We start from the raw sequence: 13,014 nt of genomic DNA on the forward strand, positions 1-13,014 counted from the left end.
AATGCGGTTCGCACCTGACTCACATCCACCAGCCCGGCTCAGCCGGGCTTTTTTGTGCTTGCCTCCTATTAACTCGCCACCGTCAACGAACGTTGTGCCAAACTGAGGGACGATATGTCTGTCCACCTCTGCCTGCGGTTCCGTTCTACGCCTGGGGTTTGAGCCTGACGTTGCTAATCACGAACCTGCTCTCTGGCAGAGTTGGCATTCGAGTGAGCTTGACCCGCAGGTTTTGGGGTGGCACATCGTACTCGATCTCATTGACCAAAAAGCCCAGCACCTGATTCATCACTTGAATCGTTAGCCATTCCCCAGCACAGCGATGGTTTTTGTAGTGGTCGCCGCCGCCTTGAGGGATAAAGTCAAAAGCGCTGCCGTCCCAGTGAGTAAACCGCTCAGGCCGAAATTCCTCCGGCTTTTCCCATAGATCAGCGTCATGGTTGGTGCCATAGAGGTCGAGCAGCACCAGCGTTTCGTCAGGAAAACGGTAGTCTTGCCAATCAAAGGCCTGCTGGGTGCGCGCCGCCGCAAAGGGAAAGAAAGGGTAGAATCGCCGCACTTCCTGAGTAAAAAGGGTGGTGTAGTCGGCTTGATTAGCCTGTAGCTTTTGGCGGCAGTCGGGGTGCTGGTGCAGGGCCAAAGCCGCAAACACAATGTAGCGGCCAATGGCGACAGTAGGGCGCAGCACGTTGAGCAGGTCTACAGCAGCTACAGCAGGGCTAAGCAACCTGTCGTTGGCATCTTGGCTGTGGGCGAAGGCGGCGGCGGCCGTATGCTCGGGTGCTTGCAGCCGCCCGGCGCGAATATCTTCGATTAGGCCAGCCAGCCAGGCCTCAAGTCGCTTGCGGGCCTGCACCCCCTGCACGTGCCTAAACCCCAGGGCAGCGGCGCTATCGATTAGAGCCGCCATTTCTAGGGTGCGCTGGGCCACGTCAGCTTCTGCCAGCGGCACCCCTGACCAATTGCAGACGGCCCGACAGAGAATCTCATTGATTTGGTCAAACAGCACAATTTGATCCTGCTGCTCCCACTGTTGGGCGTACTCGCGGCAGTGGTGTAGCACCAGATCCCCGATCTGCTGTAGCCGGTCGGGGGTCATTAGCCCCATAAAAATCTGCTTGCGCTGGCGGTGGGCTGCGCCATCGAGCCCTTGCACACCGCCTTCACCCAGCAGGGTCTTTTTCATGCGCTGGGGAGCGGCATTTTTACGGGAAAACTTTTCGGTGTCATAGAACACCTCAGCAGCTGCTTTGCCCCGCATGCAGATTGTTTTTTCGAGTCTCAGACGGGTCTGAAAAATATCGGTATGCAGGCGATCGCAGCGTTTAGAAATAAACTCGTAGCCGTCAAACAGCAGACCTAGTGTACTATCGATAACTGGTTCAGCAGGAATATTTGTCATAGTTTTAAATCTCGGTGAGGAGCTGCGATTGGGTTAGCCGCTATTTGGGTAATCCAATCGCAGGTACGAACCGCAACTGGGGGAGTCCAGCCGCATTGATTTTTCAGAGTTTGCCCTCAGGTCGCCCTGGTGGACTGCTTTTTGCGCCTAGGCTCCAACCACAACACCGCCGTTGGGGTGCAGCACCTGCCCGGCCATATAGGACGCATCCTCGGAAGCTAGAAAGACAAAGCTGGGTGCAACTTCTTTGGGCTGACCGGGGCGCTGCATGGGCACCTGTTTGCCAAAGTTTGACACATCGTCTCCCTCAAAGGCATCGGGAATAAAGGGCGTCCAAATCGGGCCGGGGGCAACGCCGTTGACGCGAATGCCTTTCTCTAACATGGGGCCTGCGAGGGAGCGGGTAAAAGCCAGAATGGCTCCCTTGGTGGTGGAGTAGCTCAACAGGCTTGCATTGCCTTTATAGGCGTTGATCGACGTGGTGTTGATGATGGCGCTGCCGGGCTGCATGTGGGGTGTCGCAGCCTTGGCAAAGTAGAACATGGCGAAGATATTGGTGGCAAACACATCGCCCAATCGAGCCGCGTCGATTTCGTCTAGGCTAGGCTCTTGATACTGAACGGCTGCGTTGTTCACCAAAATATCGAGTTTGCCGAACTCTTTGACCACTTTTTGAACAGCCTCGTGGCAAAACTGCTCATTGCGAATATCGCCTGAAATCAGCAGGCATCGTCGTCCGTACTGCTCAACCGCCTGCTGAGTTTCCTGGGCATCTTCGTGCTCGTCAAGGTAAACAATGGCTACGTCGGCTCCTTCTTTGGCGTAGTAAACCGCCACCGAGCGACCAATACCGCTGTCGCCGCCGGTAATCAACGCCGCTTTATCTTGAAGTTTGCCGCTGCCTTTGTAGTTAGGATCGTCGTACTGCGGTCTGGGCACCATTTCTGACTCTAGGGCAGGAGTGCGATCTTGGGTTTGAGCCGGAATTTGATCAGGGGTAATCGTCATAGGTTATCTCCGTTTGGGGTCTGTTTTTAAGTCCGAGTAAGTGCAAAAACTTGATCATGCTAGCCATAGCTACTTGGGTAGCAGAATTGAGCGGCTAGCTTAGGAGAAATCTCGGTCAAGAACTGAGGAATTCTGATCAAAACACACTCGAATTCCACAGTAGAATCTGGCCCCACTGTAACGACTGAAAATACGTCGGGTTATCTTCCCTTAGGTTGAACCCATTCTTGAACTCACAAGTCAAGTTCGCAATTCGCTTTGGACATTTTTGAAAGCAGTTAAGCGTCTGTTAAGAACAGTAGGGATGTTGCAACAAATCGTCAAAAAATAGACTGAGCGATCGCCCCAAAGCCTGCAAAATATATGCCTGTGGGCAGAGGGCTGAGAGAGTTAATCTGTCTTAAGATATAAATTGATAAAGCACAGTTACATTACGTTCAGGTGCTGAGCATTCTTGAGAGTAAGCCACCAACTTAAACGCAACATTAAGAGCAACATTGGTTTCAAGCGCTGCTGAACATAGGCTGTGATGAAGTTACACCTGTCTTATTTAGAGCCTTATCTACAGCCTAAGACGTATGGCATAGCGTTTTTCAGCGTCGGGCTGGCGCTGCTGCTGATGTGGGCGCTCGACCCTATCGCCGACATGGTCATGACCCCGTTTTTGCTGTTTTTGGGGGCGGTAGTGGCCGCCGCTTGGTGGGGCGGGGTGGGGTGCGGCCTCTTGACCACAGTACTATCTACAGTGGTCAGCACCTATTTTTTCATTCTGCCTGAGTATTCCTTCAGCCTAGACACCGCAGCAGCTGTTCGCCTGACGGTGTTTGGTGCTCAGGGTGTTGCTATCAGCGTGCTTTGCGGTTCGCTGCGGGTCGCTCAGCAGCGTCTGGAGCGCAGTTTGCTCAAGCTGCAGGCAAGTGAAGCGTCTCTGGGTCACACCAACCAGTGGGTAACGGCTATTTTAGAGAGCATTACCGAAGGGTTTTATGCGCTCGATGTGCAGTGGCGGTTTGTCTACGTCAATCCCCAGGCGCTGCGTTTATTTGAGCGCCCCCTCAAAGATTTGCTGGGCCACTCTATTTGGGAGGTGCTGCCCGACTTAGAGGGCACCACCATGGGTGACGCCTTTCGGCAGGTGATGGCCACGCGGCGATCGCTGGTGGTTGAATCTGCGGGCATCGTTCACCCCGAGCGCCTGTTTGAGATGCACATGAACCCGCTGGCCAACGGACTGGCGGTTTATTTTCGCGACCTGACCGATCGCCGCCAGCATGAGCAGCAGCTCCGGCAGCAAATGCAAATGCTGGACCTGGCCAACGACAGCATTATGATTCGAGAGCTAGACAGCGCCACCATTACCTACTGGAACCAGGGGGCGGCGCGCTGCTACGGCTGGCCGGCGGCAGAAGCGATTGGGCAGTCGGCAACGGTACTGCTGAAAACCGTTTTGCCAGAGCCGATGGACGCGATTCGGGCGGCCATTTTGCAGGAGGGGCACTGGGTGGGAGAGCTGGTGCAGACGACCCGCAGCGGCCGCACGGTGATTATGAGCAGCCGCTGGACCCTGCAGCAGACTCCGGTGGGGCAGCCCAATGCCATTCTCGAAATTAACTACGACATCACCGAGCAAAAGCAGACCGAGGCCGCCCTGCGCAAGAGCGAACTCCACTTTCGCACGCTGGCTAACTCGATGCCGCAAATGTTTTGGACGGCTCGGCCCAATGGTCAGCTAGAGTACTGCAACCAGCGCTGGTACAACTACACGGGGCTAACCGCCGCCCAAAGTTTTGACCAGGGCTGGCTTGCAGTACTGCACCCCGACGACCAAAAGCGCTGCCAGGCCGCCTGGGCAGAGGCTCTGCAGATGGGGCAGCCGCTGGCGCTCGAAGCCAGACCGCTGCGGGCGGCGGATCGTCAGTACCGCTGGCACCTGGTGCGGGTGTTTCCGCTCCAGGGGGAGGGGGGTGAGGTGCTGCGCTGGTTTGGCTCATCGACGGATATTCACGACCAGAAGCTGGCGCTGGTGGAGCGCGATCGCGCCCTGGCCCAGGAGCGAGTAGCCCGCACCGAGGCCGAGGCCGCCAACCGCATCAAAGACGAGTTTTTGGCCATGCTCTCCCACGAGCTACGCACGCCCCTCAACCCAATTTTGGGTTGGGTGTCGCTGCTGCGATCGCGCTCCCTAGACTCAGCCACCCAGGCCCGCGCCCTTGAAACCATTGAGCGCAACGCTAAAGTTCAGGCCGAGCTGATTGAAGACCTGCTAGATGTATCGCGGATTTTACGAGGCAAGCTGACGTTGGATATTGCCACTGTAGAGTTGGCCAGCGTGATCAACGCGGCCCTGGAGACAGTGCAGCTGTCGGCGCAGGCCAAAGCCATTGCCCTGCGCACCGACTTTGACCCGGCGGTGAGGCCTATCTCGGGAGACCGCAACCGACTACAGCAGATTGTGTGGAACCTGCTCTCGAATGCGATTAAGTTCACCCCCGAGGGGGGTGAGGTCTCCGTCAGGCTTTGCCAAGATGGCACCTACGCCACTATTGAGGTGCAGGATACGGGCCAGGGCATTAGCGCCGATTTTTTACCCCACGTGTTTGAGCAGTTTCGCCAAGCTGACAGCAGCAGCACCCGCGCCTATGGGGGTCTGGGCCTGGGTCTGGCGATCGTGCGCTACCTGAGTGAGCAGCACGGCGGCCAGGTGTCGGTGACGAGCCCCGGCGAGGGGCAAGGGTCAACCTTTACGGTGCGGCTGCCCCAGCACGAGGGCGCGTCGCTGTCGTTGCCGCCGCCCGTTCACAATAGCCACACTAGCCTGGCTGGGCGACGGGTGTTGGTCATTGATGACGACTTCGATTCGCTGGATCTGCTGACGGCGCTGCTCGAAGACTATGACGTGGAGGTGCTGACGGCCTGCTCCGCCGAGGCCGGTTTGCAGTTGGTCACCCAGCACCATCCCGATGTGCTGATCAGCGATATCGGCATGCCCGACCAGGACGGTTTTATGCTGATTCGTGCCCTGCGGCAGCGGCCCGAGGCCGAGGGCGGCAAGATTCCGGCGATCGCTCTCACGGCCTATGCCGGGGATCAAAACCGCGATCGCGCCCTGGCCGCAGGGTTTCAGCGTCACTTGACCAAACCGATCGATCTAGAGGAGCTGAGCCGTACCCTGGTCGAGCTGATCCACAGCGGCAAGGCCTAGGGCATGTCCTCAATTCTGGCTAGCAGTCCTGGATGCCAAGTCTTGCCACGCCCGACCCAACAACAGGCGAGGGGCTGTAGTCCTTGGTTTTTAAGCATTCAGCAGCTAGTTGATGACAGCCCCTAGGGCTAGACTCAGATCACCGCCGCTGGCCCTAACCGACATATTCCCCAATTTAGTTCAAGGAAAACCGATGAAAATTTTGATGGTTCTCACCTCCCACGACCAGCTAGGCAATAGCGGCCAAAAAACCGGCTTTTGGCTAGAAGAATTTGCCGCCCCCTACTATGTCTTTAAAGACGCCGGGGCCACCATTACTCTGGCGTCGCCCCAGGGCGGACAGCCGCCCCTCGATCCCAAAAGCGACGCCCCCGATGCCCAAACCGAGGCTACTAAGCGCTTTAGACAAGACCACGACGCCCAGGCGGCGCTGGCTCACACCGCCGTGCTGGCCAACGTCACCGCTGACGATTACGATGCCGTGTTCTACCCCGGTGGCCATGGCCCCCTGTGGGATCTGGCCGAAGATGCCCACTCGATCGCGCTGATTGAAGCCTTCTACGGCGCGGGCAAGCCTGTAGCCGCCGTTTGCCACGCCCCTGGAGTACTGCGCCATACTAAATCGCCCGATGGGTCGCCCCTGGTGCAAAACAAACCCGTGACGGGTTTTGCCAACAGTGAAGAAGCCGCCGTGGGCCTCACCGATATCGTGCCCTTTTTAGTCGAAGACGTGCTGACGCAAAACGGCGGCCAGTACTCTAAAGCCGACGACTGGCAGTCCTATGTGGTCCGCGATCGCAACCTGATCACCGGCCAAAACCCCGCGTCTTCAGAGGCGGCGGCCCGCGCCCTGCTCGAGCAGCTCAGCCCGACCGGCCAGCGGGTGTAAGCGTTACGATCGCCCCTGCGTCAGCTCAAGCACCGCCTTCACCAGCTTTTCTGGATCGAGGGGTTTGCTCAGGTGGCGCTGGTAGCCGCTGGCCAGCGACTGCTGCTGGTCTTCGTAGCGCGCGTAGGCGGTGAGCGCGATCGCCGGGATAGCTCCCCCTTGATCGGGGGGCAGCGCCCGAATTTGCTGAATTAGGCTGTAGCCGTCGATTTCGGGCATACCGATGTCGCTGATTAGCACGTCGGGCCGCCAGGTTTTGAGCGTTGCCAGCGCCTCGGTAGCCGAGCCCACCGTCACCACCTCAGCCCCGTACTGCCCCAGCAGCACCGTCAAAAACTCGCGCGTATCGGCTGAGTCATCCACCGAGAACACGCGAATACCGCTGAGGTCGAGGGCGGGCTGGGGTAGGGCAGCGGCGGAGTCGTCTGCGGCCTCCGGGGCCAGCTGGGGCAGCCGCACCGTAAAGGTTGCCCCCTGTCCTTCACCGGGGCTGTGGGCGGTAATGGTGCCGCTGTGGATCTCGACCAGCTGCCGCACGATCGCCAGGCCCAGGCCCAGACCGCCGTGCTTGCGAGTAATCGAAATATCTTCCTGCCGAAACGATTCAAACAGGTGGGGCAAAAAGTCTGGGCTGATGCCAATGCCGGTATCGTTAACGCTAATTTCGGCCTGGTCGGAGTGCGATCGCAGAATGACCGTGATCTGACCGTTCTCAGGCGTAAATTTGACGGCGTTAGAGAGCAGATTTCCTACAATTTGCTGCAGGCGGGCGGCATCTCCCGCCACGCGCACCGTGCGGTCCAGGTCGAGCTGTAGGGCAATTGATTTAGCCGCTGCCGCTGTCTTCACCGTTTCTAAGGCTGACTCAACCACGCCAGCCAGATTGATCGCCATAGGAGTGAGATGCAGCTTGCCGCGCAAAATTCTGGCCAGATCGAGCAGGTCATCTACCAGCTGAGCCTGCAGCTGGGCATTGCGCTCAATGGTGGCCAGGGCGCGCTTGGTCTTATCGCTGTCAAAGCTGCGGGATTGCAGCAGCTTCGACCAGCCCAAGATGGGGTTCAGCGGCGACCTCAGCTCGTGGGAGAGCACCGCCAAAAACTGATCCTTGAGCCGGTTGGCCTGCTCGGCCTCTTCGCGGGCTACTCGCTCGCGCTGCAGCAGCTGTTCGCGCTCCTGCTCGCTCTGCTTCAGCGCTGTGATCTCGGTAAACCCGCCGATCGCGCCGCGCGCTACCCCACTGGGGCCAAACAGCGGCACCGCCTTGCCGTAGATCGATCGCACCGTACCGTCGGCGTACACAAACTCAAGTTGATCGGTCACCTCCTGCCCGGTGCGAATCGCTTTTTGCATCGGCAGGTCCTGGGGCGGCACCTCCCGACCCTGCTTGTACTGCTTAAAGGGCAGCGCTTTGGTTCCCGGCGGCGGAGTCGCGGTCGCCAGCGAGCTCGGTTCAGTTTGCATCAGCTCGTGGGCCATGCGATTGGCCGTTATCTGATGACAGCTGGCGTCGTGGGCAATCCAGATCGCAGCGGGGGCCGTTTCCATCAGCGCAGCCAGCTCTTCGGCCTGGGTGCGGGCGATCGCCTCACTTTCAATCAGCGCCCGCTCAAAGCGCTTTTGCTCGGTAATGTTGATGGCAATCCCGGCCATCCGCATGGGCGCACCGTCGGCATCGTAAAAGGTTTGCCCCCGCACCATGATCCAGCGCTGGCCATCCTCGGAGTGGTCAATGCGAAAATTCACCTTCAGGTTTTTGCCCTGCTCAATCGCCTGCCGAGTCTCCTGCTCAACCCGCGATCGGTCAATTGGCAAAATCTGAGCCAGCCAGTTGTCGTAGGACGGCAAAACGCCAAAATCGATGCCGTAGAGGTGATAGTACTCCTCTGACCAGGTCACCTCGTCAGCCACCATATCCCAATCCCACAGGCCGACCCCAGCGGCCCGCTGGGCCAAGCGGAGCTGTTCTTCGCTCTTGCGTAGGGTGGCCTCGGCCTGTCTGTGCTCGGCTTCGAGCCGGGCCCTTGCGCTAATGTCTACCGCTGCGCCAGTCAGGCCAACAATGCGATCGCTGCGATCGTGAATGGGGTCGATGGTGAGATCAAAAATGGCCTGGCCTACATCCACCTCAGCCCGCAGCCCTACCCCGGTATCGAGCACCTGCTGCTTGAGCTGCCTGAGCTGCGCCGCCGCATGGGCCGGCACCAGGTCGTCATCGCGCCGCCCCAGCATCTGCTCGGGCGTATAGCTGTGGGTGGGGTTGTACACCCAGGTGTAGCGCAGCTGGCGGTCCTGGCTAAACAGCGTAATGGGAACGCTCTTCAGGGCGACATTCAGGCGCTTTGTGGTCTGTTCAAGGGCCTTTTCGGTGCGACGCAGTTCGGTAATGTCGGTGTTGGTGCCGACCCAGCGCAGCACCCGCCCCTGCTCGTCGCGCAGCGGGGTAGCGCGGGAGAGAAACCAGCGATACTGGCCGTCTTTACCCCGCAGCGGAAAGGTGTCTTCCCACACGTCGCCCGTGGCAAAGCAGCGGCTAACTTTTTCGACCACGCGATCGACGTGGTTAGGATGGTGCACCTGCCGCCAGCCCCAGCCCTGCATTTGCTCTAGGGTGGTGCCGGTAAAGTCAAACCAGCGCTGGTTGTACCAAAAAATTGAGCCGCTGGCGTCCGCCATCCAGGCCAGCTGCGAAATATTGTCGGCCAGGTGGCGAAAGCGCTCCTCGCTCTCGCGCAGCGCCACATCGCCCTGGCCAGAAGACCCACCGTTTGCCCCACAGTTCCTAGCCTCAAAACCCTGAAGGCTAAAACTGGCTCTCGGCTCCCTCGACCGGACATCATTGGTCATAGACGTCTGGGCCCTGGGCGTGGCGATCGCCAGTACGCCGCCAATCTCGCCAGCTTCTGTCCAAACAGCGCTACAGGCCCAGCTGTGGTTGGCGATCAAAGGGTTAGCCCTTTGAAGGGTGTCTTGGGCCGCCAGAGATTGCGATCGCCCCGTCGCCAATACCTGTTCAACGGCTGCCCCGAACGCCGCCCAGCCCTCAGCCTGGGCCAGGGGCTGCCCGATTACCGCCGCAGCGGGCAGCAGCGCCCCACAGGCCTCGTTATAAAACACCCTGCGATCGCGGCCCCACACGCAGCCCATCGGCGTTTCTGCACTGAGCAAAATACCCAGCGCAGCCTTAATCGCCCCCGGCCAGCCAGCCGCCTCGCCCAAGGAAGTCTGTGACCAGTCGCGCGATCGCATCAGCGCCGTCACCGGATTCTGGCCCACACGTACATCCTGGGTTACTCCTGATGGAGTCATACCATCCTTCAATTCTCGGTCGCAGTTTTTAATTGCAGTTTCCAGTCGCAGCAACGCTTGACAGCTATGACCGATAATCTGCCGTTTTATAGAAAGCGAGATCTATCTCAAGGTAGAAAACAGTATTTAATTTTATTAAGGTGAGGCGGAAGGCTCTGCCGCTGCTCACCAATAGGCACAACCAGGTTTTCAAAAGCCCCGACGTGCATTTATCTAACGCATTTATCTATTTGGACAGAAGCCGTAGTCTTTTCAACACGATAGCTTATACACAGGTGCTTTCGCACCGTAAGTCGGCACTAACCCTTCATTAGGCTTTAAATCTATGTTCGTTAAAAATACTCAAGACGAAACGTTAATCAAAATCGTTAACATTGACGAGCTTTTCGACCCGATGCGCGATCAGGTGCATGGGCAAGAGCAGGCTGGCCAAGAAGAGCAACCTCCCCAGGCTTTTCCTAAATCGCAGCTACAGTTCCCCTCTGGTGAGGCACTGCCCAAGTGCTGGGTTGATCCAAACTATCAGCTAAACTAGGTTGAAGTGCCGCATATAGCCTTTTTCTGTCAGCACAATATATCTGTTTACTTCAGAAAATATCTGAGCTGAAATCATTTAATTTTGATGTATTCCCTTGGCAGTCTCCGTTCAGGCTTATATCTTTTGATGTGCCCACCAATAAATATATCTTCTGATAGAGACTCTTCACCAAACACAATTATAAGCTCACGTCTATCGACTTCAGAGGAACTTTCATGAAAGTATCGCGCTTGATGGTGTTGCCCCTTCTGTTTGGCCTTTCCGCTCTGAGCGTGGCCTGCGACACCGCTGAAGAGCCTGGGGTAAACGAACCCCTTGAGGGCGAGCAGCTAGAAACCGAACCCGTGCCAGGGGCCCCTGTTGAAGGTGAGGCGATGGAAGAGCCCGGGGAAGCTGAAGGAGGAGAATAAGGCTCCTGGGGTCAAGTAAGTTCAGCACTTCCCACACTCGTCTGGCGCGCGGGTGTGGGAAGTGCTGTAAAATGTTGTTCTAGACGCTGATCTAAAGAGTTTTTCAAAAGTACCTCGTTAGATCTTGAGACTGACTGACTCTTTTCGGCAAAATGGCCACGCACATGCAGCCTAGTAAACTAAGTCCGAGTCCAGAAGCGAAACTTTGTCGGTAGAAAAACTCCAGCTTCTGCGCTGGGCTGGGTATAAAAGCTATTTTTTGAGGCTTAACATGCAATCGCGGCAACGACAAAATTCTGACGACTGGACTAAAGGGTCGAAGGGCATACTCAGCTTTTTCGTTTTTTTTCTGGCGATCGGCTTTCTGCTGTATCAGCTCTTTTCTAGCATCGTCCTTTCCTTTGACTACTCCTTTAACGTTGGGGCGCGGGGCGTTGCCGCTGCACTGTTTCCATTCATTGTTCTTATCTACCTGGGGTTTATCGCTCGACTACAGATCCCCAGTCGAGAGAGCCATGCGCCGATTATCAATAGCTTCATTGTTTTTCTCTTCTGGACAATGCTCGTCATCGGCATCGACATTGCCAAAGAGACGGCTTATTTCCCGGTAGAGGAGCTGCTCTACTCCTCTACCCTGGCGGCGATGCTGTGGCGCTATAAGTACCGAGGCTATTTCAAAGCGCTGCTGGCCTGCTGCTACGGTGTCTTGGCTGGCGGACTGGCGGCGCTGATTATTTTTTAGCGGCTAACAACAGTAAAGCCAGCGCTTCCCCTGACTCTCGCAACTAGAGAGCCAGGGGATTTTTATCTGTGCTGCCGCAGGCGCACGCGCTGCTCAGCCGCTCACTCCTGGCTGCCTTGCTTTTTCACCCCTCAGGGCATCGAGTATTAATTCAGACATCTTGCGATCGCCACTTGTCCCTATGATGAAATTTATCCGTTAGGGACACCAGGGTATGGACTACAAACAAGAGCTCATCACCACCATCCACGACTTGAGTTACCAGACCGATCGCCTAGAGCAGCGCCTAACCGAGCTCAGCCAGACCCATCCCACCGCCGTCCTAATTCCGTCGCTCTATGAAGAGCTAGGCCGCCCGGCCCTGGCTACCATTCGCGACCATCTCAGCCACTGCTCCTTTGTCAACAACGTTGTCGTCTGCCTCTACGCCGATACCTTCGAGCAGTACCAGCACGCGGTGCAGTTCTTTGAGCCGCTGCCCCAGCCCACCTTTGTACTCTGGGAAAACGGCCCCGGCATTACCGGCATTCTGCAAACGCTCAAAGACAAGGGGCTAGACCTGCTGCGGTTTAAGGGCAAGGGGCGGGCCGTGTGGCTGGGGCTGGGGGTGGCCTCGCTGCATGCCGCCGCGATCGCCCTCCACGACGCCGACATTGTCACCTACGATCGCTCGTACCCGCTCAAGCTGCTCTACCCCCTGCTGGAGCAGGAGTTTGGCATTGCCTTTAGCAAAGCCTACTACGCCCGCATCGGCGATCGCCCTCGCAGTCTGCACGGGCGGGTCACCCGGCTGTTTGTCACGCCGCTGATTACGTCGCTAATGGAGCTATTTGGCTACAGCGACTACCTGCGCTACCTCGACGCCTACCGCTACCCCCTCTCCGGCGAGTTTGCCCTCTCCAGCGACCTGGCTCTCAACACCCGCATCCCCGGCAACTGGGGCCTAGAAGTGGGGCTACTGGCCGAGGTTTACCGCAATGTGGCCCTCAAGCGTATTGCCCAAATCGACCTGGGTATCTTTGAGCATAAGCACCAGACCTTGGGCAGTTCAACCAACTCGGGTCTGCAAAAAATGTGCCGCGACATTCTGCAATCGGTGTTTAGAACCCTGACCGAAACCGAGCAGGTGGTGATTGGCCACGACCACATTCGCGCCCTGCGAATTAAGTACCGCCGCGAAGCCCAAAATCTGGCCCGGCAGTACTTTGTCGATGCCCGCTTCAACGGTCTAGACTACGATCGCCACCAGGAAGAAATGACCATCGAAACCTTCGAGCAGGTCATTTTAGAAGCGGGTAACGAGTATCTAGACGACCCCACCGGCACCCAAATTCCCGACTGGACCCGCGCTCTGGCGGTGATCCCCGACCTGCGCGAGCAGCTGCTCGACGCCATTCTTGCCGATATGGCCGAGGCGCGCTCGGCTTCGGCTGCATCAGCAGATGTTGCCGCTATGGCCACGGCGTCCGTTTAACCCTCTGTTGTACCAACTTGGCTTTCCACTGGCCCTAGCT

General features: G+C 57.6%; 9 protein-coding genes. 6 read left to right on the forward strand and 3 right to left on the reverse strand.

Annotation, left to right across the window (positions count from 1 at the left end; translation table 11 throughout):
- Positions 1 to 145: 145 nt before the first annotated feature.
- Positions 146 to 1,402 (reverse strand): cytochrome P450, encoded by a 1,257-nt coding sequence (locus ACQ4N7_RS00120; RefSeq protein WP_430709596.1) that lies wholly within the window; start codon positions 1,400 to 1,402, stop codon positions 146 to 148.
- 147 nt (positions 1,403 to 1,549) lie between these two features.
- Positions 1,550 to 2,410 (reverse strand): SDR family oxidoreductase, encoded by an 861-nt coding sequence (locus ACQ4N7_RS00125; RefSeq protein WP_430709598.1) that lies wholly within the window; start codon positions 2,408 to 2,410, stop codon positions 1,550 to 1,552.
- A gap of 529 nt (positions 2,411 to 2,939) precedes the next feature.
- Here ACQ4N7_RS00125 and ACQ4N7_RS00130 point away from each other — a divergent pair.
- Together ACQ4N7_RS00130 and ACQ4N7_RS00135 are read left to right on the forward strand one after the other, a co-directional pair.
- Complete coding sequence (locus tag ACQ4N7_RS00130) at positions 2,940 to 5,612, forward strand: PAS domain-containing protein (protein WP_430709599.1); 2,673 nt, start codon at positions 2,940 to 2,942, stop codon at positions 5,610 to 5,612.
- 193 nt (positions 5,613 to 5,805) lie between these two features.
- A complete protein-coding gene (locus tag ACQ4N7_RS00135) occupies positions 5,806 to 6,501 on the forward strand; it encodes a type 1 glutamine amidotransferase domain-containing protein (RefSeq protein WP_430709600.1) in 696 nt (231 codons plus the stop codon).
- Between the two features lie 3 nt (positions 6,502 to 6,504).
- On the opposite strand, the gene ACQ4N7_RS00140 is transcribed toward ACQ4N7_RS00135, so the two are convergent.
- A complete protein-coding gene (locus ACQ4N7_RS00140) occupies positions 6,505 to 9,810 on the reverse strand; it encodes a PAS domain-containing protein (protein WP_430709601.1) in 3,306 nt (1,101 codons plus the stop codon).
- A gap of 325 nt (positions 9,811 to 10,135) precedes the next feature.
- Between ACQ4N7_RS00140 and ACQ4N7_RS00145 the strand changes: the two genes are divergently transcribed.
- From ACQ4N7_RS00145 to ACQ4N7_RS00160, 4 genes are all read left to right on the forward strand, one after another.
- Positions 10,136 to 10,345 (forward strand): acetyltransferase, encoded by a 210-nt coding sequence (locus ACQ4N7_RS00145; protein ID WP_430709602.1) that lies wholly within the window; start codon positions 10,136 to 10,138, stop codon positions 10,343 to 10,345.
- 218 nt (positions 10,346 to 10,563) lie between these two features.
- A complete protein-coding gene (locus ACQ4N7_RS00150; protein WP_430709603.1) occupies positions 10,564 to 10,758 on the forward strand; it encodes a hypothetical protein in 195 nt (64 codons plus the stop codon).
- Positions 10,759 to 11,029: 271 nt separating this feature from the next.
- Positions 11,030 to 11,500, forward strand: a complete 471-nt coding sequence (locus ACQ4N7_RS00155) for a hypothetical protein (RefSeq protein WP_430709604.1) — start codon at positions 11,030 to 11,032, stop codon at positions 11,498 to 11,500.
- A 214-nt stretch (positions 11,501 to 11,714) separates the two neighbouring features.
- Entirely contained in the window at positions 11,715 to 12,974 is a 1,260-nt protein-coding gene (locus ACQ4N7_RS00160; RefSeq protein WP_430709605.1) for a glucosyl-3-phosphoglycerate synthase, read from the forward strand.
- Positions 12,975 to 13,014 lie beyond the last annotated feature (40 nt).

Origin of the sequence: Nodosilinea sp. AN01ver1 (assembly GCF_050565655.1) — a bacterium.
GTDB lineage: Bacteria > Cyanobacteriota > Cyanobacteriia > Phormidesmidales > Phormidesmidaceae > Nodosilinea.

Bases quoted from the DNA above. Each gene is read 5' to 3' on its own strand.
- ACQ4N7_RS00145 (WP_430709602.1), top strand. From the start codon at position 10,136: ATGTTCGTTAAAAATACTCAAGACGAAACGTTAATCAAAATCGTTAAC.
- ACQ4N7_RS00135 (WP_430709600.1), top strand. From the start codon at position 5,806: ATGAAAATTTTGATGGTTCTCACCTCCCACGACCAGCTAGGCAATAGC.
- ACQ4N7_RS00120 (WP_430709596.1), bottom strand. From the start codon at position 1,402: ATGACAAATATTCCTGCTGAACCAGTTATCGATAGTACACTAGGTCTG.
- ACQ4N7_RS00130 (WP_430709599.1), top strand. From the start codon at position 2,940: ATGAAGTTACACCTGTCTTATTTAGAGCCTTATCTACAGCCTAAGACG.
- ACQ4N7_RS00125 (WP_430709598.1), bottom strand. From the start codon at position 2,410: ATGACGATTACCCCTGATCAAATTCCGGCTCAAACCCAAGATCGCACT.
- ACQ4N7_RS00140 (WP_430709601.1), bottom strand. From the start codon at position 9,810: ATGACTCCATCAGGAGTAACCCAGGATGTACGTGTGGGCCAGAATCCG.
- ACQ4N7_RS00150 (WP_430709603.1), top strand. From the start codon at position 10,564: ATGAAAGTATCGCGCTTGATGGTGTTGCCCCTTCTGTTTGGCCTTTCC.
- ACQ4N7_RS00160 (WP_430709605.1), top strand. From the start codon at position 11,715: ATGGACTACAAACAAGAGCTCATCACCACCATCCACGACTTGAGTTAC.
- ACQ4N7_RS00155 (WP_430709604.1), top strand. From the start codon at position 11,030: ATGCAATCGCGGCAACGACAAAATTCTGACGACTGGACTAAAGGGTCG.